Origin of the sequence: Luteibacter aegosomatissinici (assembly GCF_023078495.1) — a bacterium.
Lineage (GTDB): Bacteria > Pseudomonadota > Gammaproteobacteria > Xanthomonadales > Rhodanobacteraceae > Luteibacter > Luteibacter aegosomatissinici.
In genome coordinates this window covers 2,112,155-2,137,028 of record NZ_CP095742.1, presented here as the reverse complement: position 1 = coordinate 2,137,028, position 24,874 = coordinate 2,112,155, and the positions used below count along the sequence as shown (strand labels likewise).

At 61.8% G+C, this 24,874-nt stretch carries 24 protein-coding genes and 1 tRNA gene; 16 read left to right on the top strand and 9 right to left on the bottom strand.

Going from position 1 to position 24,874, the window contains the following annotated elements; all coding sequences use genetic code 11:
- Positions 1-36 precede the first annotated feature (36 nt).
- The 7 genes from L2Y97_RS09585 to L2Y97_RS09555 all read left to right on the top strand — a co-directional run bounded on the left by L2Y97_RS09585 (position 37) and on the right by L2Y97_RS09555 (position 7,677).
- Positions 37-1,293, top strand: coding sequence for an eCIS core domain-containing protein (locus tag L2Y97_RS09585; protein WP_247435979.1), 1,257 nt, complete (start codon positions 37-39; stop codon positions 1,291-1,293).
- Between the two features lie 749 nt (positions 1,294-2,042).
- Complete coding sequence (locus L2Y97_RS09580; protein WP_247435976.1) at positions 2,043-2,408, top strand: hypothetical protein; 366 nt, start codon at positions 2,043-2,045, stop codon at positions 2,406-2,408.
- Positions 2,409-2,918: 510 nt separating this feature from the next.
- Complete coding sequence (locus L2Y97_RS09575; RefSeq protein WP_247435974.1) at positions 2,919-3,356, top strand: hypothetical protein; 438 nt, start codon at positions 2,919-2,921, stop codon at positions 3,354-3,356.
- A complete protein-coding gene (locus L2Y97_RS09570; protein ID WP_247435972.1) occupies positions 3,343-4,101 on the top strand; it encodes a lysozyme family protein in 759 nt (252 codons plus the stop codon). The genes L2Y97_RS09575 and L2Y97_RS09570 overlap by 14 nt, the downstream gene beginning before the upstream one ends.
- A complete protein-coding gene (locus L2Y97_RS09565) occupies positions 4,101-5,894 on the top strand; it encodes a hypothetical protein (protein WP_247435969.1) in 1,794 nt (597 codons plus the stop codon). The genes L2Y97_RS09570 and L2Y97_RS09565 overlap by 1 nt, the downstream gene beginning before the upstream one ends.
- A gap of 539 nt (positions 5,895-6,433) precedes the next feature.
- On the top strand, positions 6,434-6,925 hold the full coding sequence (locus L2Y97_RS09560) for a hypothetical protein (protein ID WP_247435966.1): 492 nt from the start codon (positions 6,434-6,436) through the stop codon (positions 6,923-6,925).
- A 101-nt stretch (positions 6,926-7,026) separates the two neighbouring features.
- Positions 7,027-7,677 (top strand): DUF1828 domain-containing protein, encoded by a 651-nt coding sequence (locus L2Y97_RS09555; protein WP_247435963.1) that lies wholly within the window; start codon positions 7,027-7,029, stop codon positions 7,675-7,677.
- Positions 7,678-8,106: 429 nt separating this feature from the next.
- Here the strand turns inward: L2Y97_RS09555 and L2Y97_RS09550 are convergent, their stop codons facing one another.
- The 5 genes from L2Y97_RS09550 to L2Y97_RS09535 all read right to left on the bottom strand — a co-directional run bounded on the left by L2Y97_RS09550 (position 8,107) and on the right by L2Y97_RS09535 (position 12,372).
- Positions 8,107-9,582, bottom strand: a complete 1,476-nt coding sequence (locus L2Y97_RS09550) for a recombinase family protein (protein ID WP_247435961.1) — start codon at positions 9,580-9,582, stop codon at positions 8,107-8,109.
- Between the two features lie 492 nt (positions 9,583-10,074).
- Positions 10,075-10,809, bottom strand: coding sequence for a hypothetical protein (locus tag L2Y97_RS09545; protein ID WP_247435958.1), 735 nt, complete (start codon positions 10,807-10,809; stop codon positions 10,075-10,077).
- A gap of 560 nt (positions 10,810-11,369) precedes the next feature.
- The gene (locus L2Y97_RS22520) at positions 11,370-11,675 is read right to left on the bottom strand and encodes a helix-turn-helix domain-containing protein (protein WP_425492836.1); all 306 of its coding nucleotides are present in this window, start codon (positions 11,673-11,675) and stop codon (positions 11,370-11,372) included.
- A complete protein-coding gene (locus tag L2Y97_RS09540; protein WP_247435955.1) occupies positions 11,663-12,064 on the bottom strand; it encodes a Rap1a/Tai family immunity protein in 402 nt (133 codons plus the stop codon). Before L2Y97_RS09540 ends, L2Y97_RS22520 begins: the two co-directional genes overlap by 13 nt.
- A complete protein-coding gene (locus L2Y97_RS09535; RefSeq protein ID WP_247435952.1) occupies positions 12,061-12,372 on the bottom strand; it encodes a hypothetical protein in 312 nt (103 codons plus the stop codon). The genes L2Y97_RS09540 and L2Y97_RS09535 overlap by 4 nt, the downstream gene beginning before the upstream one ends.
- Positions 12,373-12,699: 327 nt before the next feature.
- On the opposite strand from L2Y97_RS09535, the gene L2Y97_RS09530 reads away from it, so the two are divergent.
- Positions 12,700-13,983, top strand: coding sequence for a methyl-accepting chemotaxis protein (locus L2Y97_RS09530; protein ID WP_247435949.1), 1,284 nt, complete (start codon positions 12,700-12,702; stop codon positions 13,981-13,983).
- Between the two features lie 9 nt (positions 13,984-13,992).
- On the opposite strand, the gene L2Y97_RS09525 is transcribed toward L2Y97_RS09530, so the two are convergent.
- Complete coding sequence (locus L2Y97_RS09525; protein WP_247435947.1) at positions 13,993-14,706, bottom strand: SDR family oxidoreductase; 714 nt, start codon at positions 14,704-14,706, stop codon at positions 13,993-13,995.
- A 133-nt stretch (positions 14,707-14,839) separates the two neighbouring features.
- Positions 14,840-15,436, bottom strand: a complete 597-nt coding sequence (locus L2Y97_RS09520; RefSeq protein WP_247435944.1) for a TetR/AcrR family transcriptional regulator — start codon at positions 15,434-15,436, stop codon at positions 14,840-14,842.
- A 147-nt stretch (positions 15,437-15,583) separates the two neighbouring features.
- Here L2Y97_RS09520 and L2Y97_RS09515 point away from each other — a divergent pair, with 147 nt between their 5' ends.
- The gene (locus tag L2Y97_RS09515; RefSeq protein WP_247435941.1) at positions 15,584-15,838 is read left to right on the top strand and encodes a type II toxin-antitoxin system HicA family toxin; all 255 of its coding nucleotides are present in this window, start codon (positions 15,584-15,586) and stop codon (positions 15,836-15,838) included.
- Positions 15,835-16,173, top strand: coding sequence for a type II toxin-antitoxin system HicB family antitoxin (locus L2Y97_RS09510; RefSeq protein ID WP_247435938.1), 339 nt, complete (start codon positions 15,835-15,837; stop codon positions 16,171-16,173). Before L2Y97_RS09515 ends, L2Y97_RS09510 begins: the two co-directional genes overlap by 4 nt.
- A 3-nt stretch (positions 16,174-16,176) precedes the next feature.
- Here L2Y97_RS09510 and L2Y97_RS09505 read toward each other — a convergent pair whose 3' ends face one another.
- Both L2Y97_RS09505 and L2Y97_RS09500 read right to left on the bottom strand, forming a co-directional pair.
- Positions 16,177-16,521: a hypothetical protein gene (locus L2Y97_RS09505; protein ID WP_247435936.1), complete on the bottom strand. Its 345-nt coding sequence runs from the start codon at positions 16,519-16,521 to the stop codon at positions 16,177-16,179.
- A gap of 104 nt (positions 16,522-16,625) precedes the next feature.
- Complete coding sequence (locus tag L2Y97_RS09500; protein WP_247435934.1) at positions 16,626-18,581, bottom strand: formylglycine-generating enzyme family protein; 1,956 nt, start codon at positions 18,579-18,581, stop codon at positions 16,626-16,628.
- A gap of 106 nt (positions 18,582-18,687) precedes the next feature.
- Between L2Y97_RS09500 and rnd the strand changes: the two genes are divergently transcribed.
- The 6 genes from rnd to pgaA all read left to right on the top strand — a co-directional run bounded on the left by rnd (position 18,688) and on the right by pgaA (position 24,871).
- Positions 18,688-19,809 (top strand): ribonuclease D, encoded by a 1,122-nt coding sequence (gene rnd / locus L2Y97_RS09495; RefSeq protein ID WP_247435931.1) that lies wholly within the window; start codon positions 18,688-18,690, stop codon positions 19,807-19,809.
- 57 nt (positions 19,810-19,866) lie between these two features.
- Positions 19,867-19,942, top strand: a tRNA-Ala gene (locus tag L2Y97_RS09490).
- 159 nt (positions 19,943-20,101) lie between these two features.
- Positions 20,102-20,740, top strand: a complete 639-nt coding sequence (locus tag L2Y97_RS09485) for a MarC family protein (protein WP_247435928.1) — start codon at positions 20,102-20,104, stop codon at positions 20,738-20,740.
- 187 nt (positions 20,741-20,927) lie between these two features.
- Positions 20,928-22,163 carry a poly-beta-1,6-N-acetyl-D-glucosamine synthase gene (gene pgaC / locus L2Y97_RS09480; RefSeq protein ID WP_247435925.1) on the top strand — a complete coding sequence of 412 codons (1,236 nt, stop codon included), beginning with the start codon at positions 20,928-20,930 and terminating at the stop codon, positions 22,161-22,163.
- On the top strand, positions 22,160-22,660 hold the full coding sequence (gene pgaD, locus L2Y97_RS09475; protein ID WP_247435923.1) for a poly-beta-1,6-N-acetyl-D-glucosamine biosynthesis protein PgaD: 501 nt from the start codon (positions 22,160-22,162) through the stop codon (positions 22,658-22,660). Before pgaC ends, pgaD begins: the two co-directional genes overlap by 4 nt.
- Positions 22,661-22,840: 180 nt before the next feature.
- Positions 22,841-24,871, top strand: coding sequence for a poly-beta-1,6 N-acetyl-D-glucosamine export porin PgaA (pgaA, locus tag L2Y97_RS09470; protein WP_247435920.1), 2,031 nt, complete (start codon positions 22,841-22,843; stop codon positions 24,869-24,871).
- Positions 24,872-24,874 lie beyond the last annotated feature (3 nt).

Genomic DNA, 24,874 nt, shown 5'->3' with positions numbered 1-24,874 from the left:
GAGTGGAGTGCACATACTGCACGGGGAGAGCGAGTCATGACGCATCGAGCATTTGCGGCAAATACGTTGCTTTTTGCATTGCTGACGGTATCTGGCGGGGCATCTGCCGATTTCTGGAGTGACGCCAAGAGGACACTGGGCGACGCAGGCACCGTCGTTTATCAGGGGACGGTTGCGCCCACCCAGGTGGTGGTCAACGCTGCCCAGGCTGCTGTGGGGCAAAAGAGCTCTAGTGACATTCTCGCACCACTCCAGCAAGTGGCATCGTCAACCGGCGATTTGGTTGAAGGTGGCGCATCTCTGGCGCGCCAGCCCCAGCAATATCTTTACAATCGTGCTCAACGATACGCGCAGAAGTGGGTAGGTGACTCTGGCGCCTTCATCTTTGACGTTGCTACGTTTAGTACCGAGCTAAATACTGACCTTGCATCTGCAACCGCCGGTGGGGCTGCAAATGCACTGAGGGGTCAGAACCCACTTCAGATCGCAGCCGCACCGTTAGCAGCTGCACTCCAAGCTGCGCGTGACCAACACTACTCACGCTCCAAGCCGATTCCCGATAGTGTCAAACTGGCTTTTCGCGGACTGATCGATGAATCAACCCTCGGTCGTGCCAGATACGCGGTTGGGCAAATTGAGATAACGCTCCCTAACTTGATCGGGCGAAGCAACCGATTCATGGGGGCTGATTATGCGGTAACAGTCGGGGATACGATCGTCTTCAATCGTGAACCGCCAGACGTTTCCGAGGAGCCAGAATGGTGGGCGCATGAACTTACCCACGTGAAACAGTACGGGGATTGGGGCATTGAGCGATTCGCGTGGGAATACATTCGTGATGGCGGTAATGCTGTAGAGGGACAAGCACGAAGCAATGCATCTCAAGTTGCGTCGGCCTACGAGTCACGCTCGTCGGATGATGGAACTGGCACCCTTGCACTTGCATCGCAGTCAGCGCTGCCGGTTCCGAGCAACGGACCCGATATGAGCGTGAGCCCGCAGGTGTACACCCAGCAGGTTCGGATCGTAGCGCAAGCGTTTTTTGCCGATGGCAGTGGGCTTCCGAATAGTCCCATTCAGTTCTTGATCAATAGTCAGGGCTTCATCTTTGTGCGGAATATTTACACGGGTGAATGGTTTCAAGTTGGATGGGCAGTCGCCCCGCCGCAACCGAACCATGGAGAGGCTTGGGTTTATCAAACGCGCTTTGTCGCTTATGCGGTGATGCCGGATGGGAGAATTCTATTTCCTGACCAGGGTTGGATACAGATTGGGTTTGTGCGGCAGGTATAGCGGACGGAAACACACCCCGGAAATGGCATAAGTCATAGGGACCCTTGCCGCCCAAGGCCCTACCTCGCCCGACGCCGTGCCGGGTAATGCACGGCTCACTTTTACGGTAGGGCGGACCAAACACCAATCTATGAGGTTGCAATATGGGCGGCGGTGGACAACCGAAAAGCACCACGACGACGACCAAGACCGAACTCCCGGCTTGGCTGTCCAACGAGTACAGCTAGTTCTTTAACCAGACCAATCAGGTCAATAACAAGCCCTACGTCTCCTATGACGGCTAGCTCAACGCCAACCTGTCCAGCGGGCAGCAGCAGGCCCTAGGTAACGCCTGGCTAGGTGCACAAGGCAGTGGGGCCCAGCAGAACGCCCTGAACAGCGTTCTTGGGGGCGCGTACAACGTCAACGCCGGTAGCAATCCCTACGCAGGCAGCGGCAATCTCAATCAGGTCATCGCCCAGTCCAATCAGGACACGATCAACGCCTACAACAAGTCTGCCGTTCCCCAGCTCGCGGCCCAGTTCTCACAGGGCGGCGCATTCGGTGGCTCGGCCATGGCGTAGGCCCAGCAGGATAGCCAGTAGACGCTTGCTGACCGCCTTGCCGCGAATACGACCAATCTTCGCTACCAAGACCTGCAAAATCAGCAGCAGCTATGGCAGCAGGGGTTCCAGAACCAACTGGCTGCCAATCAGCAGAACGCCAGCAACATCCTTGGTGCCTCCCAGGCCCTCACTGGGGCTCAGTCCTTGCAGGCCCAGTACAACGGCCAGCTCGCCGGTCTCGGCCAGGTCCAGCAGGACTTCGCCCAGGGCAACATCGACCAGCAGTACAACGACTGGTACCAGCGGATGTACGGCTATGACCAGCAGCGCCTCGCCAACCTTGGCAATGCCCTGAACTCGTCTGCGGGCAACTTCACCAGTTCGGCGACGAGTGGCCTCAACCCTGCCTACAAGCCGCGTACCGCTGGCGGTGCCGTCGCAGCCGCAGGTGGCGGCGCTCTCGCTGGTGCTGCAACTGGTGCAACTATCGGGGCAGCGGGTGGCCCCATTGGTGCTGGTGCTGGCGCTGTTATCGGCGGCGGTCTCGCTCTCGCTGGCTACTACCTCTAAAGGATCACTATGGATTACTTGATCATCATGGACCCGGACAGTCCGGCCGCGAAGGCTCATGCGAGCCCTGACGCCATGCCTTACCTGCTGGCAGCCAAACAGAACGAAACCACGATTGTGTGCCCTACCCTTCGGTGCACGTGGCTGGATGCCTCTGTTCCGAACTTCCTACGGGCCGAGCTACTCCCCGACCACAACGGGATTCGAAACATCGTGTGGCTCCCGATTTCTTCGGTAGTGACCATCTTCGAACCGAATCACAACCCGAGCGTTCGCCAGTCCCCAGACGCTCAAGTGCACTAAGGCGGCAGAATGTCTTTCCTCGATAACCTCATTGGCCCGACTCCGGGCGCAAGTGACGACGAGCGACGCTAGCTCGTCAACGGTGGCCTGCTCAACGCGGGCCTTTCCATTCTCGCCAACAACAGCCAGCCGGGCGTCACCCCGTTCCAGGCAATATCCGGTGGTCTGCTGGGCGGCCTGCAATCCGTACAGCAAGGCGCTCGCCAGTTGCAGGACGACAAGTTCCAGCAGCAGCGTCAGGACTTCATGCAATCGCAGATGGCTGACCAGCAGGACCAGATGCAGCGTCGTCGCCAGATCCAAGACCTTGCACTTCACTTCGTCACGCAGAACCCGGACGGTACGACTGGGTTCAATCAGGACGGGTATGCGAACGCCCTCATGGGAATCGATCCCGAGGCGGCTCTGGACCTGCATCGAAATACCATCGCCAGCCAGATGGCCGATTTGCAGGCAAAGAAGGCTCAGCGTGACCTCAACACGCCTGACCTGCGAAAGATCGAACAGGGCAACAGCATCCTTACCCAGGAACAGCAGCAGGACGGCAGCTACAAGACCATCGCTACGGCCAATCGCTTCGCCCCCCCTGCAGGCTTCGGAGACCGACCGAAAGATTGCTGCCCTACGCGGGTTGGGTGCGACTGACGACCAGCTCAAAGCTGCCTTTGGCCTCACGAGTTCGGGTGGTGACAATGACCTGACTCCGGACGCCATCGATAACATGGCGTGGGACCAGATCCTTACCGGGACCCGCCCGCAGTACTCGCGGGGTAAGTCGGGTGATGCGATTCGCAATCAGGTGAACAACCGGATCGCCCAGGTATCGAAAGAGGCTGGCGTGGGTCCTCAGGAGCTTGCCACGGTCTCCGGTCGGAATAAGGCGATTCAGGGTTCGCTTGCCTACACGCAGAAGCAGGCCGATGCCCTTGAGCGGCAGGAGGAAACGTTCGATAAGAACTTCGACACCATGCTTTCGCTCGGTGACAAGGTTGGCCGCACTGGCATCCCCGCCTTCAACAAGATGCTGCTGAACGCCAAGAGCAACATTGGTGGCGATCCGGATACAGCCGCGTTCCTTACGGCCCGGAACCTTGTGGCCCAGGAGTACGCGAAGATTGCCTCGTCGGCGACGGGTGCTGCGGGAACGACGGACAGCTCGCGTGAGCATGCCCTTGAAGCCATCAATGCGGCTCAGACCCCCGACCAGCTCCGTGCCGTCTACAAGGCCCTCAAGCAGGACATTCATAACCAGAAGCAGGCGAACGTGGACAAGCTCAATGACCTTACCGCCCGCAAGGTGCAGTTCGGTAACGTAAGCCCCTCGATGAGCCAGCCCGCGGCTCAGCCTGCCGCCACGAACGGCGGCTGGTCTGCTCGGAGGGTCGATTAATGCCCATCTTCCACGTAACCGGTCCGGATGGGCACACGTACGAGATCAATGCACCAGAGGGCGCAACAGAGCAGGACGCCATTGCGTACGCCCAGGCAAATCTAGCCAAGCAGTCCCCGGCTTCGACCCAAGCGCCAGCACAGCCCGAGCGATCGCTCATGCAGCGTGCGGGTGATGCCATTGCCCAGGGCTACAAGGACGTAAACGACTTCGGCAATAACCTCGGCGATGCCTTTGCCCACCACGTAGCAAGCGTGCCGGTGGGCGTTGCCCAGTTGGGCATGCACGGTGCCAAGGCCATTGGTGACTTCGTAGCACCGGCTGATAACACCCTTTCGGGCTTGGTCACTGGCAAGCAAAAGGGTAACTGGCTCGACCAGCAAACGGCCGCGTACGACAAGTGGGTTCAGGATCGCGAGCAGGCTTACCAGCAGTCGGTGCCGAACTCGGTAGGGAGCTACACGGGCGCAACGCTCGGTGAGGTTCTTCCTTGGGCTACCGGTATCGGTGAAGCCCGGGCCCTCGGTCTGTTGCCCAAGGTATCCAGCACCGCCGGAAAGCTTGGCTTGCTGTCTGCCGAAGGCGGCCTCATGGCTGCGACGCAGCCCATCGCGGACGGTGGCGATAACTACGGGGCGGAGAAGGCCAAGCAGATCGCCGTAGGAGCTGCCACGGGCCCGGTTCTCTACGGTGTCGGCCAAGGTGCTGGCGCTGTCGGCCGTGGTGTAGGCAACCTCATTCAGCACGTCACCAACCCGCAAGCCGTGGCGGATGCCAACATCGCCCGCCTTTACGGGAGTGACCCTGCGACCGTGGCCAAACTGGCAAATGCACCTCAGTTGGTTCCGGGTGAAGTGCCTTCTGCCGCTCAGGTCTTGCAGACGCCCGACGCCGTACAGGCCGAACGCATGCTGCGCAACAACCCTGCTTCCTCGGCTGCTTTCGTAGCTCAGGACAACGCCAACAACTCGGCCCGAGTCGGATTGCTTAACCGTCTCGCCGGGACTGACGATGACCTGGCAACCGCCGTACAGGCACGTAGGGATGCAACGCAAGCGTATTACCGTGACCAGCTCGCCCCGACCACACCGCAGCAGCGGTACAAGAACGCGGCGGATGTGCTGGATAGCATCAAGGGCGAAATGTTCCGCCCCGACTTCGACGCCTTGCAGGACGCAAAGACGATTGCCGGAAAGGTGGCACGTGGGACCCTGGACGAGGGCGAAGCTGCCGACCAGTTGAACCAGATCACCGTGAAGACCAAGAAGGCACAGAAGGTGCTGGACCAGGCGATTACGGCGATCAACAAGAACATGGTTGACCCCAGCCGAATCGTGGGCCAACTGGAAGAACTCACTAAGTCAGGCAACCCTACGGTGTCCGGTGCGGCGCGCCAGCACCTCGACCTTATCGCCAGGAATCGGGACGGGGCTGGAATGGTCCCTGCCCGGGCCCTTGACGATATGCGCCAGAACATTGGGAATATGCTCTCGGCAAACGCCACCAATGGCGTCGTTGGTTCCCAAGAGGCTGCACTGTATGGACCGGTCACCGCCAAGATTGTCTCTACTCTCGACCGGGCCGTACCGGGCTATCGTAATAACCTGGCGACGTACGCCAAGCTTTCGCAGCCTATTAACGACATGCAAGCCGTACGTGGGCTACTTGACCCTAACGCTCCGGGTAGCCTTAACACTGCTGGCGATCCACAGCTTGCCGTCGCTCGTGTAAAGCAGGCCCTCCGGTCCGATGACAACGCCCGCTATGGCCTCGGTGACGCCACGCGAAGCTAGTTGGAGAATGTTAGGGACAGCCTCCTTCGCCGAGGAATCTCCGACCAAAAGATCGCCGCCGCCGGTCCAGGCACGGCAGCCGATATGCAGGCCCAGGGACTACTCTCAGGGGCAGTCTTCGGTAAGACCCTAGGTAACCGTGGGGGTCTTATCGGACGCACTGTAGGAGGTAGCTTTGGCGGCCTTCTAGGCCATGCCGTAGGGGGCATCGACGGTGGCCTGCTGGGGGCCAGCCTCGGTGCCGGTGTCACGGACGCCATCGGGGCGGTGAACTCACGGGCCATAGCCAAAACCGGCATGACGGCCGCAGACGCCAAGGCGACCTCCGAGGCCATTCAGCGGTGGCTCAAGGCCCAATCCCCGGCCACCCGGACGGGCCTGCTGGACTACTACCTCTACGGGCTCCCAGCGGCGACGCAGAGCCCATAACGTGCACTTGCTGAGGCCAGGGACGGCCTACCCTTTCGGCGAGAACCTAGTCGTGGCATTGTCACGGTTGGAGCGCAGTGGGAAGGCCGGTCAGGCAAGGGGAGCAGCACATGGAAGACTGGATTGAGCAATGCCGAATATGGTGTAAACAGGCCAAGTTCCTTGCCGAAGAAATCGAATGGCATCCTAGGGACAATCGCGTAAGGTGCCATCGCGGCAGCAGCGCATTGCTTGATGCAAGCCGGACTAGTATTCCTGGCCTGACTTTCGAAGGCGAAGCGGAGCGGCGGGGTTTTGGCCTTTACCAAAAATACGCAGTAATGCACCGACAGGGGACGCAAGTCCACCGCGTTCTGATGCTAGAGGTTTATCCACATTTCAAACGCTCTCATGTGGATTTGGAGAAAGAGATCTACGGACCCCACATCCACATTGGAGACGAACGCAAACCCGGGCAGTCTCATGCAGTGAGGCAGGTTCTTTGTAATCTAGACCCTTCGCTCTTGGCTGGTTGGATCGAAAGATTCCGTCGGCATGCGACAATCCGAGACATTCCCGGACGGTCTTTGGCTCAACCCTTCATTGACGATTTGTTTGCCTAAGCATGCTATCGATCGACTGCAAAAGCATCTTTGGAGATATGGGCTGGCGATGCAATCGCATCGACGGCCAAGGTCAGGACGTACTCTACGTAAGTAGTCCCATGTCGCTGCCTAACGGATCACCCATCGATTTTTATCTCATCAATTATGGGGATAGATTCGTCGTCACGGACGATGGATTGTGGTTATTCGCATTACGTAGCCTCGGATACTCTCTTGAGGACCGTCGAAATTGGCGCGGCTTAGCGGAGCTTGCCGCAACTCATGGATTTTCTCTATGCGACGACGGTTCGTTTGAGATTGACGGTGATGCATCGCGCCTGCATATATTGGGCGGCTCCGTCATCCGTATGATCTGCGCCCTAGTCGCGTGGGAGAAGGAGCATTACGCCGCAGCTGACTCTGATCTCAGTCTCAATCGTGAGGTCGAACGCCTCATGAGGCTAAAGGCTCCATTGTGGCCCATTGAGAAGTCCCCGATCGTTCGGTTACCGAACGGACAAGAGCTGCGCTTCGATTTTAAGTGGGGGACAAAGTATGTGGATGCCATTGCTCCCATCCCACTCTCTGTCTCCTCACGGTTGCGAAAAATTTTGCAGATGCAGAAAGAGCTGATGGATACAGAGTCTGTCCTGTTCATTGTCGATGACCGCGCTGAACCGAAGAAGGCTACGCAAGAGTTGGCGATCCTGGCGCAAGTATCAAAGGCAATTACGTTATCTGATTTCGATTCAGCCTATATAGCTGCTTGATGGATAATCCGCCATAAGTCCCCTGCCTGCGGTACTCGCATCGAGTTCGTACCCATGCGCGCACCAAGCGAAGAAGACTGAAAGCTGGTTACTCGGCCATTGCGTTGAGCGCAGCAAGTTCGGCGGGGTGGTGCTTCGATAGCCAGCGCACCAGTTGCGGGCTAGATAGAACTCTCGCCAGTGACCTCGCCAAGATGACGGCCTCCAGTACGGCCAACCCTTCGGCCCGGCCACTCCTGCCGACCCGAGACGACCTTCCGAGTGAGAGTCGATAGAATCCTGCTTCCGTAAGCCGCCGCCGTCCTTCGGCATCCGCTTGAATCGCGCCGAGTGCATTTGAGGCGCCAGCAATACGGGACTCTGCCAGTCGGGCGGCTTTCGCCAAATCGCCAGCCTCCTCCGCCCGCCGCCACGCCCGCTCTGTGTGCGTTACCCACATAGCTGACTCTCCATTCGAGAAAGCCTGGCTAGATCGCCCAGGATGGCTAACGAAGGATACGTGCAGCCCTCAATGGTGGGGCCGTTGTGGTTGTAGAAGGCGTTAGGCCACTCAGGAAATAGGACTCTGGGCAACACGAGATAGTCCCGTGGACAAGGCTCGGTGTAGCTGGCTCGGGCAAAGACCACGATATCCGTATCCTCGGGCTCCCGATGCCGGAACCAGGCGGGATAGTTCGTGGTGACCCCGTGCGCGTTCAGCACACTAAACGAGACCGTCCACGCATGATCTATAGTAAGCGACCTTGCACGTCGTTCTACGTGTGACCCCGCCTCCTCCAGCCAGTCAGCGGTGAAGGCCGTCAGCGTCCTCTGCCAAATAGTGACGTAGGCCCTCACCTCGCCATAGTGTTTATGGGTACGAGGCTCGAAGCCCAGGATCTTGTAAAGCGCATTGAGGCTACCGAACCGTCGCGTATAGGCAGGTACAGATGGGCAACCGGGCTCACGGGCAATCAGCGTCGAACTGATTGTCCCCAGGCGTCTACAGATCGCCCTAGCCCGTTTCAGCATTTCATCTGTGGGCATTCGTGCTACCTGATCCTTACGGGAACGCTGAGCCGCGTCAAAGACCTCCTGCGTGACTATCGGCCTGTAGGCGTCTTTCTTACGCACCCACATGGATTCGGGATTGGCCACCTGCTTCCCGCCCAGCAGCTTGCTGTCCCTCCCATAGACGGCCGTGCCGACGTATTTCTCGCTCTCGATCACCGTACGGACTGTTTGATAAGTCCAGGGGTGCCCTAAGTGATTCAACGTCCCCTTGGCATTCAAGGCCCTTGCGATGTCCGTACACGACACGCCCGCGATGCACTGGTCAAAGATCCATCGCACGGTGCGAACTTCTGCAATGGGCCCAGGAACCAGAATCACGCGATCGGTGGCGAAGCTCTTGCGCTCACCTATTGCTAGGAGACCCTTTGGCTTCCCGCTAGTGTCAATGAGCATCCGTCGAAGACCGTAGCCCGACAGCGCCCCCTGGTGATATCCGAGAGTGGCGAGGTTCCGCTGACCGGCCGAGGTCTTCGCAGACAGCTCCCTGCTGTACTCGGCAGCCATGGCCCGCTTGATACCCTTGACCACCATGGCGAAGGGCGTCCCGTCGTTCTCAAACAGCTCCCCGACGTAGCAGACCCGAATTCCTGCCTTCCAGCACAGGAACTCGTAATAGGCGGCCTCGTCGGAATTCTGGAAACGACCCCAGCGGCTCACGTCCAGTACGAGTACGGCGGTGAACCCAGGAGGTCCATGGGAGATATCCTGTATCAGCGATATCAATCCCGGACGGTGCTCGATCGTCAGCCCGCTACGTCCATCATCCCGGTAGGTCCGGACAATGCTCATTCCGTGGGAGTTGGCGTAACCCGTTATCGCCCTGGTCTGGTTCGTGATGGAATACTGCTGCATATCCGTGGACATCCGCAGATAGGCAGCCACAGGAACTGGATGGGGCGTAGGCAGCACGAATTTGGCCGGGCACATTGCGTGCTCCTGGCAGTCATGGCTAGCCTAAAATAGGCGTATCTAGGGCCACAGTCGTGGAAGTATGTGCCCCGAGGGGAGTTTTCTGACGCTATAAAAGGCCGTCAGCAGAGCCCTTCTTCCTCGGCTTGTAGGGTCTGAGCCTCGTGGCAGTCAAATTGCGGTATGGACCGAGGGGTGAGTCGGCTAGCGGCTGGATCGGAGCTGTCTCACGATCCCAAGGCGGAGCCTTCGCAATCGCTTCGTACAATGCGGCACGCTCGTAGAGCTTCTTGCCCATGAACCGTCTGGGCAACAAGCCGACAACCTCATAGTGCGCCTGGAACTGGCGGATGCTGACTCCGCAGTAATGCGCCGCCTCGGCTTCGGTAAGCCAATCCTTCCCTTCGATATTCACTACCGTACCCAGATAACGGATCAGTCATTGTCCTTCAGGCTGTCCTGAATGTTGATAATGTCTGCTGCCGCCTTCGCGATCTCCCTCACAAGGGGTTTCTCGTCCGCAGCAATGCTCGCCAGTACGTAGCTCTGCATGGCCGTCTCACAGAACGGCTTTACAACCGAGAGAAGGTTGGTCCGTCCGGCAGCCACTGCCCCACCGTCCCAAGTGCCGGAAAGCATCCGGTTTCCCTCAACAAGAGCCTTAATCCGTCGGAACTCAAGGAACGTGTATCCGAGATTCGTATCGAGATCACGAGGCAGAGTGGTCAAGCTTGGCAGAGCCATATCGAACGAAGGGAGATGATACTGAGATATTTGGTGATACACGCCTTCTAGACTGTGCTCTTCATCCTCAAGCAACGCGGCCCAAACCAACGCATGCACCGATAGGCCAAAGAGGTCACTACAGAGCATCGATAACAGAAGGCCGGCGTGTCGCTGCTCGCGGGCAGACGCGTGATCGCGCTCCTCCTTTCGCATGAGTCGCTCGGATTGTATGGCACGTTCCGCACTCCGTAAGCCGGTCACAACCGCGAGAAGCGTAAACGCCGCCGCGAGCGTGCTCACCAATACCCCGGCCCACTCTGCCGATTTCTCGACACGGAAAGGACCACAAGCCCAAACTGGAGCACGGAAAATCAGCCAAGAGCTAATCCCCCCGACTGTCAACCCAAGCAACAACGTCCACCACGCACGCGACACCTTAGCCATCTTCGATCCTTGACCCCCAATATTCCACGATGTTAACCGTTTGCCCGTGCACGCTATCAAAAATAGAAGGAAGTAGATTTAGCGGGATCTGGCACCTGATAAGAACCATCCAAGCACCCGAAACCCAGAAATAACCCAGATGGTTTCGGTTGGGTTTGCAACCGCCTCGATCACTAAAACAGTGATGAGTAGTGATGGGTGGCTGGCCTACGGTCTGAGTTCGGTGCCGCCACCTTAGGCGAATGGCCCAAATCCGCACTGTAGGGGGTACACCACAAGGCAACTAGGGGTTACCCGGTAGCGTGGTAGCGGGTGAGGCGGTATTCCCCGTAGCAGGTATTGCAAGGAAGGCTCAGGTCGCAAGATATGCCCCCTATTGCAAAGAACAGGGATTTACAGTCACGGCCCTACCTGCCCCATGCGTAGATCAGGCATCCCTAGTGATTAGTGGTCCATAGGCGGACGTAGGGGCACTCCGGCGGGTCAGTGACGTTGATTGAATATCAAACCAATCAGCTCGACTGAGAACAACGGATATCAATAAACAACAGGGGAAATACTCAACGGCCATCCCGTTTGCGAGCACACGAGAGAATGGCATGCGCTTGGGCCAGGGCTCCGGGATGGTCGTCGTTGCGTTTACGCGTAGGCTTCGTGGTCGGCCTCGGCTCAAGGGCCACCGCCGGGATAGTCTGAGACGCCAGATACTCAGCGATGTGGCTCTCTGAGAACCTAGGCGACTTGCCGACCATGTAGAAACCAATCTTCCCCGCCTTCCGCCAGCGGTAGACAGTTAGCTTGGTCACACCGAGGTAATCGGCTAGCTCTGCTTCCGTGAGAACGGGGGGAAGGGTCACTTGAGGCATGGATACGCGTCGAAGTAAGCAGATCCTACTGCCGAAAACCGGTCGCCAGAATGCGCCTGTGGGTGAGTATCGATATACCGCAACACAATCCGGATCATGCCTGCAACCTGCGTTGGGGAACTCATACAAGATGAGCTTCCCTGGCGCTTCATCTCGGCAGCAAGCTTCATCCCGTCCCACATTCCGGCGACGTAGCCGACAGCACTGGCCATATCTAGATCTGCGATCGTGTCAGGCTTTGGTGGATGCCCCTCCGCCATGTCCATGGCCCGCCTCAACGACGTGTAGAACTCATCGACCGGGACGCTCTTTGACTCGGTGGCGATCGAAGGAAGGACGGCAGTCGCAAGGACGACCACGAGGGATGTCCGCATGATGTTGGTAATCATCGAGCGGGTGCCACAATGACCAACCCAGAGTTCGGCTGGTTATGACGAACTTCCCCTGGCCCGTACTGGACCACTAAGCCATCCTTGAGCAAAACCTGATAGTCGGCTCGATCCCAAGACCAGCCCGACATCAGCCGGTTCTTGTAGGTGAGCACTTGATAGCCTTCCTGCTCGCTGAAACCGTCCGGGCGCCCCAGCTGGCGCTCCACGGCCTGCCGATCCATGCCCGTATCGAGCCGCCGCACCTTCTCTCCGGTCGCACACCCGACCACGGCCAGGCACAGCCCGGCTAGAATGATCTGCTTCATGACCCTGCCCCTCGGTTTAGCCTCACCCCGAGCGGATTGTAATGCGAGGTAGCGAGCAGGTGTTGTGAGTAATTTTGGGAGTAACTGGCATGTAAATGCCATACATCCGTTGACCACCAACGGCTTGTGAGTCCCACTTTCGCACCAATACCAAAGGGCCTCCCGCTGGGAGGCCTTTTTTTATGTTTTTGACCGAAGCGATAGTGAATTTACCATTTCCGCCGTTTTTGCCTAAAGTGTGCAAAATGGCCGCCGATATGTGACGTACATCACACTCTTGGCGGGGTCGGACCGATGATTGGTCGCTGGATACGGCAACAGCAAGCCATGCGCGGAAAGCTGGCCGCCCTGGATAAAGTCCAGGCCATTATCGAGTTCGGGCCGGACGGCACCGTGCGCCATGCCAACGGCCTGTTCCTGCAGACCATGGGCTACCGCCTGGCCGAGATCATCGGCAAACACCACCGCCAGTTCGTGGATCCCGCCGAGGCCGGGTCCACGGCATACGCCGAATTCTGGGAGGGCCTGCGCCAGGGCAAGCCCGACTCGGGCCTCTACCGCCGCCTGCACAAGCATGGCGGCGACGTATGGCTGCAGTCCTCGTACAACCCCATCAAGGATGCGTTCGGCCGGGTGACCGGCGTGGTGAAGTACGCCACCGATGTCACCGAACGGCGCCGCGCCGAGGCCGATATGGACGGCCGCCTGCGGGCCATCGACCGCGCGCAGGCCACGATCGAGTTCGCCCTGGACGGCACCATCCTGGACGCGAACGCCAATTTCCTCGCCGCCATGGGCTACACGATCGACGAGATCGTGGGCCGCCATCACCGCATGTTCGTCGACCCCACCGAGGCGGACTCTGACGCCTACATCGCCTTCTGGAACGGGTTGCGCGAAGGCCGCCACACCAGCGCGCTGTACCGACGTTTCGGCCGTGGCGGCCGCATCGTATGGATCCAGGCGACCTACAACCCCATCCTCGATGCCCATGGCAAGCCGGTACGGGTGGTGAAGTACGCCACCGATATCACGGCACAGACCATGGCGGCACAGACACTGCAGCGCGAGGTGGTGTCGCTGTCCCACGCCGTGCTCGATAACGCGGAAAAGGCCGGCCGTGCCGAAGCCCTGGCCGGTGGCGCGCGCGCCGCGGCCCAACGCGGCGGCGGCGTGGTGGCGGATGTGGTGCGCACCATGGGCGCCATCCAGGACAGCACGCGCTCCGTCGAAGATATCCTGGAGATGATCGACACCATCGCGTTCCAGACCAACCTGCTTTCGCTCAACGCGGCCATCGAGGCCGCGCACGCCGGCGAGAGTGGCAAGGGCTTCGCCGTCGTGGCCGACGAGGTGCGCCAGCTCGCGCAACGCAGCGGCAACGCGTCGAAGCAGATCCATGCGCTCATCGGTAACGCCCGCGATCGCGTGGATGAAGGCGCCGAGCTGGTGGGCAGTGCCGGCCTGGTCATGCAGGAGATCCTGGGCGCTGTCGATCACGTCACCGAGGTGACGAGTGCGATCGGGGAGAGCGCCCAGGTTCAGTCTACGGGCATTGAACGGGTCAACGCCGCGGTCACGCAGCTGGAAAGCGTGTACGGGCACCTTTAGGCCCCTGCCTCACGCCAGGTAACCGCCATCGATCGTCAGGCTGGCACCGGTGATGAACCGAGCATCCGGGCCCGCCAGCCACGCGACGAACGCAGCCACTTCGCCGGGCTTGCCGATACGGCCAAGCGCGATCAGCGACGACAGCATGTCGTGGTACTCCGGTGCATTCATGTCCGTCTCGGTCGGGCCCGGCTGCACGTTGTTGACGGTGATGCCACGCGGGCCCAGGTCCCGCGCAAAACCGCGCGTCATCGCCTGGACTGCCCCCTTGGACGCGCTGTAAACCGACGCACCAGGAAAACCCGAGCGATCCGCGACGATACTGCCCACGGTGATGATGCTGGCGCCCTCGCCCATATGCCGCTGTGCGGCCTGCACACCGGCGTAGACCGCGCGCACATTGACCGCAAATACGCGATCGAATGCATCCATGCCCAGCGTCTCGACGCTACCGCGCTCAAGCACACCGGCATTGTTCACGAGGACGTCGAGGCGGCCGGCATGACCTGCGGTTTCGCCAATCGCTGCGCCAAGTGCCACGGCATCCGCGCTATCGACCTGGACAGCGGTGACCCGGCCGCCAGCCCCAGCGAGTTCGGCGACGAGCGCATTCGCGGCCTGCGCCGAGCTTGCGTAACTGAAGGTCACATCAGCGCCCTCGCCCACCAGGCGCCGCACCACGGCCGCTCCGATACCACGCGACCCACCGGTCACAAACGCCACCTTTCCTTCCAACGCTCGCTGGCTCATACATCACCTAATTATGGATTGATCGATCAAATAATGGCCGTAAAAGAAGGCAGGGCTAGCCCTGCCTTCCTCGCACCATAGGTGAGGCTACGCCTTTATTGATCGATCAGTCAACTATATTGACCGGTGAGAACGAGCGTAGCGCCACCGCGATAATCTGCCTGAGCACACTGTTGGGCGCGCCGCCGCGGGCGGCGATCTTCAGGCCGGAAAGGGTCGCCAGGAGAAAGTGCGCACCCGCTGGCGGGTCAAGGGAGGCGGCGATCTCGCCGCGGCCGATGCCATCGCGCAACCGGCTTTCGAACGCCAGCAGCGTGCGCTCACCGACAGCGGCGGTGACCTCACAGACATCGGGTGCCGTGGTACCGAATTCCGCGACGGCATGAATACCGAGGCATGCCGTCCCGCCCGGCGTGGTGGCGGTTTCTGCGAAGGCAAGTAATGCGCCTTCGATTCCATCGAGCACATTCGCGTGGGCGAACATGGCGGCCAGCGTACCGCCGATGCTCTCTTCCGAATACGTCCGCAAGGCTTCGATGTACAGCGCGCGCTTATCGCCGAACGTGTCGTAAAGGCTCTGCCTTCCGATCTTCATGGCATCCAGCAACATGGGCGTCGATGTGCCCTCGTATCCGTGCTGGGCAAATGTCTCAATCGCCCGCTGAAGCGCGGTATCCCGGTCGAACTCGCGTGGACGTGCCATGGCGGCCATTCTGGAACGAAAGGTCAAGCATACGCCCAACCGAGCCACGGTGGGCACATTCAGCTACAACCGTAGTCGGTTCGCGCCGCTCCCGCCGGGCATGTCGCATCGGTAGCTTTGCTTGGTACTACTTTCTGGTACCATTCCATGACATCCCGCCACCAACGCACCCTCGATCTCATCGCAACCCGCCCCACGTCGGGCAACGTCAAATGGGCCGATATCGTGGCTCTTCTCCGCCATCTGGGGGCCTCCCTCAGGGAGGCGGAAGGGTCCCGCATCACCGTGCTCCTTTTTGGCGAAGTAAGGGTCTTCCACAGGCCGCACCCCAGTCCGGACACCGACAAGGGCGCTGTGGCGGACATTCGTAAATGGCTCTATCGCAATGGAGTGATCGCATGAACAACATAATGGTCATCGACGGCCACCGTGCCGTCGTACAGTACGACCCCGAGATCGACATGTTCCGTGGCGAGTTCGTCGGCCTTAATGGCGGGGCCGATTTTTACGCCCCGGATGTGGAAGGCCTTCGTCGCGAGGGCGTTATCTCGCTGCGGGTCTTCATGGAGGCCTGCCGGGAAGCCGGCATTCCCGCAGTGCGTACGTTTTCCGGCAAGTTCCAGGCGCGCGTTACCGCTGAGCTGCACCTCCGCTCCACCGAGGCCGCCGCGGCGCGGGGCATCAGCCTGAACCAGTTTGTGCAGCACGCCATGGAGCGCGAGCTGCTGGTCGTTTAACGGTCACCGGGCTGCAGCGGTCGCCGGGTATCCCGTCGTCGTCTCGAACTCGGCATACGGGTTCGAGGCCTCGCGGATATTGCCCAGTGGCACGCGCTCGGCAACACCCATAAGGCGGGCCCGGAGCGCGGCGACCTCGCGGATCTTTTCGGAGGCGGCGTAGGAATACTCGTTGGTCATCTCGAAGGCGGCAACCACGTTGCCGTCCTCACTTCGCATGATCCACGGCCGGCGAGCGGTAATCAGGCCGGCGCGCTGCATGGCTTCGTAGATCTCCAGCAGGATGGAGATCACAAGGTCGGTGCGGCCGGGAAACGGACGGTAGCCCACGATGATCGAAGTCGCCACGGTGCTTCGCCTCTTCCGGGTTTGATGAACGTGGCAAGCATCGGCACGGCGACCCACCGCCGTCAATAGGCGATGCCTGTCAATTCGGCATAAGTGGGTTCGGATCAGAGCTCACGTGCCACACGGAAGCCCACGCGCGCACTGCGAACATCGGCGGCCGCGCCCTGCCGGTAGGCCGAGCGCACCATATCCGGTGCGCTGCCCCACGAGCCGCCGCGTATCACCCGGCGGCTGCAGCCAGGGTTCACCCAGGCCTCGCCGGTGCGCGGCGCGCGTATGTAATTGTCGTGCCAGCAGTCCGCCACCCACTCCGATACGTTGCCGCCCATGTCGTACAGGCCGAACGGGTTTGGCGTGAAACTCATGACCGGCGCCGGCCCCCAGTAGCCGTCCTTGTAGGTACTGAAAGCGTTGCTCCAGCGGCGCCCGGAACCCGAACGATCATTGCCGCCGGTCAGGTTCTCCACGTGCGATGACGGTGTGCCATCGCCCCACCAGTAGCGGGTCGTGCTGCCGGCGCGCAGGGCGTACTCAAACTCGGCTTCGCTGGGCAGCCTGTACTTCTTGCCGGTGCGTTGCGAGAGCCAGTCGGCATAGGCCTTGGCATCGTTCCAGGAAATATTGATCACGGGGAGCCGATCCTGGCCCGGCTTGCCCGCGTAATCATCCTGCCAGGTGGCCGAGGCGTCGTCGCGAAGGCCCCCGCTTTGCTCGTCGTAGACACTGCTGCCACCAAGTGACTGCGATTGCGGCACGTAACCGGTCGCCCGCACGAAATCGCGGAACTGCCCGATCGTGATAGCACTGCGCGAAAGGGCAACGCCTTTATCCATGTCGACTTCGTGCGCCGGCGCCTCGTTCGCATCGTGGCCGGCCTCGCCATCGGGCGAGCCCATCGTGAACTTGCCTGTCGGCACCACGACCATGGGCGGGGCTTGACCGGTGGAATCGACGAAGCGGTCGGCAAACACCTGGCCCGGCTTGTAGCTCGCGTAGAGTTTGGCGTTGGTCACCCGTTCGTTGAAATCGTCGATGCCCGCAAGGTCGGGGCTGATCTGCTGCGCCTTGGCCGCCAGTTGCTGAGCCAGCTCGACATTACCGCCATCCAGCGCGGAGCGCGCCTGGGCCAGCATCGCCGCACCATTCTGCCGACGCATGCCCTCGATGCGGCCGCGCGTGTCCTGCAAGGCCTGGGACCCCGGTTCGATGGCCGCCGCTTCGGCGAGCGCGTTATCCGCGGCGGCGAAATCGCTTTGCGCGACCGCCGCGAGCGCCTGGTCGAGTACGACATGCTGGACCTGGCTGATGCCCTGGATCGCCACCGCGTTCTGCGGATCGAGCTGGAGCACCTGGCGATACGTATCCAGCGCACTATCGCCACGGGGCTGGTTCGCATGGCCCGCCTGGAGCTGGGTCGCGGCCGTCGTCAGCAGCGGGCGCACCTTGTCCAGCACAGCCAGCTGCTGAACCAGCGGCTGGCTATCCTTCGCACTGTTGGGCAGGGACTTCAGGGCGCTCAGCGCATCTCGCGCGGCATCGGCATCACCCAGGGCGATGTCCTGCTCGATCTCCGCGGCAAGGCGGGCACGGATCTCATCCATGCCCGATAACGCACGCGCGCTATCGGTCTTCTCCTTTAGCGCGCTCGCATAAAGTGCGGCGGCACTATCCTTGCCGCCCACCAGGCGGTCAGCGGCCAGCGCCTTGTCAGCACGATCCAGCAGCGCGGTGAGTTCAGGCGAATCCGGCGTGGCCTGCGGTGGCAGCTGTACGTCGTTCGTTTTCTCGCGCCGGCGCGCGGCGATGACGGCGGCGGGCGCCAGTACGAGCGGCGGGCCCGCATCCACTTCCGATGCCACGGCCGCCGGCGCGGCTTGCGGCCGCTGGTCGAAACCCATGGTGCCGGGCTGGCTGCGCACCGGTGTTCGCGCCGATGGCTGGCCCGGCTCTACGTGCAAAAGCTGCGGAAAGAAATGGTAGAACAACGCGAAGCCGAGCACGGCCACACCCATCGCACCGCCAATGGCGCGCTGTCGGCGGACGGTCTCGGTGTTGGGCATGGTGGGCGGTTCCGCGTGGGCCTGCTATCGTGCGGTGCCACCTTAGGGAATCGTGCGCTGCAGGGCAACACGCGCGCACGGTCCCGTTTATCTACAAGGACGCCTCATGTCATCGAGCGAACTCGCTCCCGCCGCCCCATGGATCGAACACCGTGACGAACTGGCCGCCTGGCTGGCGCCGGTCGGCGCGGGCGCGGTCGTTGGACTCGATACCGAATTCATGCGCCGGAACACGTTCTATCCGCAGCTCGCCTTGTTGCAGCTCGCGCATGAAGGCCGTTACGCCCTGATCGATCCCCTCGCCTTCCCGCTCGGGGAAACGTTGCGCCCGGTGTTTGCAGAACAGCCTGTAGTCACGGTGATGCACAGCGCCGGCGAGGACCTGGAGGCAATGTCACCGTTCCTCCCCGACGGCCCGCATACGCTGTTCGATACCCAGATCGCCGCCGCGTTTGTCGGCATGGGCCTGGGCATCAGCTATCGCGCCCTCGTCGCCGACCTGGTCGGCGCTGAACTGGACAAGGGCGAGACGCGCAGCGACTGGCTGCAGCGGCCGCTCACCGAGTCACAAAAACTGTACGCCACGCTTGATGTGGTGCACCTGCACCCGGTGCACGCCATCCTGAGCGAGCGGCTGGAAGAACGCGGCCGCTCGGCATGGCACGCGGAAGACTGTGCACGGATGAAGCGCCGCGCCAGCCAGCGCGAGGGCGATCCGCAACCGCAGCGCGGCTTCAAGCCTGCAGCGGATTGGCCGCGCGAACGCCAGGCCCTGCTCCGCCGCATCCTGCGCTGGCGTGAAACCACGGCACGCGCCCTCGACAAACCGCGTTCGTGGTTGCTCGAAGACGCGCACGCGCTGGACCTGGCCGGCAGCATTCCCAACGACATCGTCAAGCTTGAAGAACTGACCCGTGGCACGCGTGCCTTGCGATCCGCCCAGCGCGAAGAGCTCTTCGAGCTGGTACGCCGCCCCGTGGAACCCGATGAAGTGGAAGCCACGGCCTCGGTCGTCGGCCACCCGGCCGGCGAAGCCAAGCGCGCCATCAACGAGATGCGCAGCGCCGTCGATACCCTGGCCAGCCACCTCGACATCCCACCCGGCCTGCTCTGCTCCCGCCGCACCATGGAGGAGTACGTGATGACCGGCGGCGACTGGCCCGAGGCCTTGGAAGGCTGGCGCAAGGCCGTGCTGTTCGACCGGCTTTCGGCCCTGCTGCCTGGCTAGCCCATGCTCGGGGGCTTGGCGGCCCCTGGAGCGCCTGATAGTATCTATCGCTCACGTGGGGCCATAGCTCAGCTGGGAGAGCGCGTCGTTCGCAATGACGAGGTCGGGAGTTCGATCCTCCCTGGCTCCACCAAAATTACAAAAGAGAAGCCCCGGAATCCGTTCCGGGGCTTTTTTAGTTTTTGGGAAGCGCGAAGCCGTACCGCTTGCCGCGCAACGGCGGCGTCAGTAGTGTTTCACGTGGTGGTGATCGCACCTATCGGCCCATCCCGGCCTTCAAGGGGAGCCAGTGATGTCCTGGGACATACCGTTCGCCATCAAGGTGTTCACCGCGATGTTCGCCATCATGAACCCGATCGCGAACGTGCCCCTGTTCCTTTCCCTTACCGACGGGATCACCGACCGCGACCGGATCAAGGTCGCGTGGGCGGTTCTGATCGCTGTCACCATCGGCTGCGTTGTCTCTGCCGCGGCGGGCGCCGCCATTCTTTCGATGTTCGGCGTGACGGTGAACGATTTCCGGATTGCGGGCGGCATCATGGTGCTTTTGATTGCGCTGTCGATGCTGCATGGCTCGGAAAGCAGCCAACACAACCCCACCTTGTCTGAGGCGGAAGCGCTGGCCGCTGCGGAAGATGTCGCCATCTATCCGCTCGCCATCCCGCTGCTGCTCGGGCCCGGTGCCATCGCGACGCTTATCGTACTGGGCCAGACGGCGCGAAACGCACATACCGAAATGTCCATGGCCCTGGGCCTGGGCACCTTCCTGGTCGTCCTTGCCGTCTCGCTGCTCGGCGCCCCGTACATCGCACGCTACCTCTCGGCCAAGGCCGTAGGCATCGCCCGGCGCCTGATGGGCATGATCCTGGCCGCCATCGCCGTGCAGATGATGGTCACGGGCATCCGCAACGCCTTCCCCAGCCTGGGCTGATCCTGAACGGAATCGGCAGGCCGTCCACAAAAAATCGACGTAAATGCCCTGAAAGTGCCGGATATGCGTAAACCGGTTGCCGCCCGTGGCCGCCGGTTTGCACCGTTCCCCACAGCATAAGGGCCTACACCATGACGATTGGCAGACTCGGCATGGAGAGCACCGGATGACGTCGGATGCATCGTTGATGCATTCGCTCCTCCAATACGCGTTTTACTACCCCTGGGTGATGTCGCTGCTCTGGATGAGCGGTGGGCTGATCTATTACCTGCGGGTGGAAAGGCATATGGGCGACCGCGAATCACCGCCGCCCCTCGAGGCTTACCCGTTCGTCAGCCTCGTCGTCCCCTGTTTTAACGAGGGCCCGAACGTGCGCGAGACCATCGCGCATCTGGCGGCGCAGCGTTGGCCGGATTTTGAAATCATCGCCGTCAACGACGGCTCGGATGACAACACCGGCGACATTTTGGACGCGATGATGCCCGGCTATCCGCAGCTGCGCGTGATGCACATGGCCTCCAACCATGGCAAGGCCATGGCCCTGCGCGCCGCTGCGCTGGCGGCGCATGGCGAGTACCTCGTCTGCGTGGATGGTGACGCGTTGCTGGATGACTTCGCCACCCACTGGATGGTGTCCCGCCTCATGCGCAACGTGCGCGTGGGCGCGGTGACCGGCAACCCACGCATCCGCAACCGTTCCACGCTGCTGGGCAAGCTGCAGGTCGGCGAGTTCTCGTCGATCATCGGGCTGATCAAGCGCGCGCAGAGCATCTATGGCCGCATCTTCACCGTATCCGGCGTGATCGCAGCGTTCCGCAAGAGTGCGCTGCACGATGTGGGCTACTGGAACACCGACATGGTCACGGAAGATATCGACGTGAGCTGGCGGTTGCAGATGCGCCATTGGGAGGTGCAGTACGAACCCAATGCCCTGTGCTGGATCCTCATGCCCGAGACGCTGCGCGGCCTGTGGAAGCAGCGCCTGCGCTGGGCACAGGGCGGCTCGGAAGTGTTGCTACGCTACTTCCCCGCGCTGCTGCGTTGGCGGCAACGCCGTATGTGGCCACTGGCCATCGAGTACCTGCTGAGCGTGGCGTGGTCGTACGTCATGGGCACCATCATCGTGCTGTGGGCCCTGGGCAAGGTCACCGATGTCCCTGCACCCTTCCATGTCGCCTCGCTCGTGCCGCAGTGGCACGGCATCGTGCTGGGGGTGACGTGCCTTACCCAATTCATGCTCAGCCTGCTGGTGGATCGCCGCTACGAAGCGAAGATCGGCCGCCACTACTACTGGATGATCTGGTACCCGCTGGCGTACTGGTTACTCAACACCATCACCTCCATCGTGGCGCTGCCCCGCGCGTTCCTGCGCCGCCATGGCAGCCGGGCTACGTGGGTAAGCCCTGACCGGGGAGTGCAATGAAAGCCGACACCATCCTTATCGACCGCCCGGAAAAGCAGTCGCTGCCAAGGCGCATCCTTTATGCCGTACTCACGGTGATCGCGTGGCTGCTCTGGGGGTTCCTCTGGCTCCCCGTGCTGCACGCCCTGGCCGAGAGCCTGGGCATGCCGCCTGCGTGGGAGCGCTGGGTCCCCGACATGGTGCTGGGCAGCGCGCGCGAGCTGGCCGATATCGTCTGGGTGGCACCCGTCAGCCTCCTCGTGTTCCTGGCATGGTCGCTCTACGACGGACGCCAGCGAAGAAAGACGAGGCAGCGCCGCCGCAAGGCACGGCCGGTGCCCATTCCCGCGGCGGCCGAGTCCCTGGGCACCAGCGTGGAAGAGGCGTTCATGGTGCAGGAAAGCCGGCGCGCCGTGCTCGAGGTCGATGAGAAGGACCAGATTTCCGTACCCGAAGCCGACGCGCCGGATTTCAGCCACATCATGGATTTCCCCGAGTTGCAGCAGGGGAAAGGCTGACCGGTGTCACGGGCCTTGGCATTGGCTTTGCATCCATAATTCCGCCGCCCGTCGTCGCGTCAAGCGAGCGGCATTCTCACAAAAAATGAAACGCTGCCGGAAATGGACATCGCGGCGGCGAAAATAAGGTCACAAGGCAGTATGCGAATCTCAAACACGACACCTCCGCGCAAAGCGCGCGTGCCACGGGGAAGGCTGTGCCTGGCGCTTGCGCTTGCGATCCAGGGCCACGCGGCCCTCGCCGCCACGCCTGCCGCCAACCGTGATGCCCTGATGGCCCAGGTGCGCGACGAGCGCGCGCAGGGGCACCGGGTCGACGCGCTGCGGCACCTGCAGGCGATCCTGGACCAGTGGCCCGATGATCGCGAAGCGCGCGAAATGAACGTCGCTTTGTTGACGGAGCTGGGGGCGACCACCCGCGCCAGGCAGCTGGCGCCCGGCGTGCAACCCCCGCCTACGGCCCTCGACCTGGCCCGGCTGGATGCCGACCATGCGGCCCACGAAATCCGCTGGGCCGATGGCGAGCCCGCCAACCCGAACACCCCCTATGCCGAGGCCGACAAGGCCGTGGCCGATGCGCGCAAGCTGGCCGATGACCCCTCGCTGCCCGCCGACCTGCGCCGGCGCGGGACCTTCGACCTGCTCGTGGCGCTGGACCAGGCCGGGCGGCCGGATGAGGCCATCCAGCGTTACGACGCCCTGAAAAAGGAGGGCGTGGACCTGCCCGCCTACGCCGAGCGCGCAGTGGCAGATGCCCTGCTGGTACGCCGGCGCCCACTGGAGTCCGCTGCGCTTTATGAGGACAGCATCCGCAAGGACCCGGGCCCCTACGCAAGCACCGATAGCGAACCGCGCATTGGCCTGATGTACGCGTATTCCGAATCCGGCCAGACCGACAAGGCCTTCGCGACGATCGATGAACTCGCCGCGAGGGAACAGCCGTGGGTGCGCATCCGTGGCATTCGCCTGCCGATCCAGAACCCGCGCAAGGTCGATGCCGATCTCAACGCGGCTGTGCTGCGCAATTATGTGGGCATGCCGCGATCGGCTTACGACCAGCTCTACGCCATGAGCCGCGAAGCCCCGACCAACGCGCAGATCCGCCGTGAACTCGGCAATACGGAACTGGCTCGTGGCTGGCCGCGCCGCGCGCTGGATGATTTCCATATCGCCAGCACGCTGGACCGCCGCGATGTCGATGCGCTGGTCGGTGAAGCGGAGGCGTATCGTGCCCTCAACGACTACGCCCAGGTCGACGAGATCCTGGCCGAAGCCGAAACCCGTGCCGACCGCAATGGCAGGGTCGATCGCGCGGAGCGCGCCTGGCAGCGCGAGAAAGGCTGGCAATTCGATATCAGCACCGAGCAGGGCAAGGGCTCGAGCCCCGATTACGGCGACCGCGATGCCACCACGCAGGCCAGCATCGCCAGCCCGCTGATTGACGATCACTGGCGGGTGATGGCGCTGGGCCGTTACTCCACCGCCGACCTGCCCGAAGGCGACGTGCGCCGCACGCGCTTTGGCGTCGGCATCCGTGGCTACGCCCAGGGCTTCATGGCCTATGTGCAGGCCCTCCCCTCCGCCGATCGCTACGTCGGGAAGACCGCGCTGGAGACCGGCTTTGATTGGTCACTGACCGATCACTGGGCCCTGGCCGCCGATTACAGCACCGCCGGCGAAGATACCCCGCTGCGCGCGCAGTACTACGGCGTCTCGGCAAAGACCCTGGATACCGCGGTGACGTGGCGTGCGAGCGAGCTGACTCAGGCACGCCTGGGCGTTTCGCGCGACAAGTTCAGCGACGGCAACACCCGAACCGGCTGGCTGGCGTCCGTAATCCAGCGCGTGCACACCGAACCCAACCTCACGATCGATGGTGGCGTGGAAGTGGGTGGTTCGATGAATACCGATACCGATCGCCCCTATTTCAATCCGCGCCGTGACAACAGCTATGCCCTCACGGGCCGGCTGGAGAACCTGCTCGGCCAGTTCTACGAGCGCAGCGTCACCCAACGCATCGACGTGGCCGTGGGCCAGTACGCCGAGAAGGGCTATGCCACCGACTGGATGGCGACGGTGCGTTACGGCCAGGTGTTCCAGGCCCGCGAGGGCGTGCGCCTCGGCTGGGGCATCGGCTGGCACAACCAACCTTACGATGGGCGCCGCGAGCATCGCTTCGTCCTCGACCTGACGCTCCATTGGGGAGAATGAAGT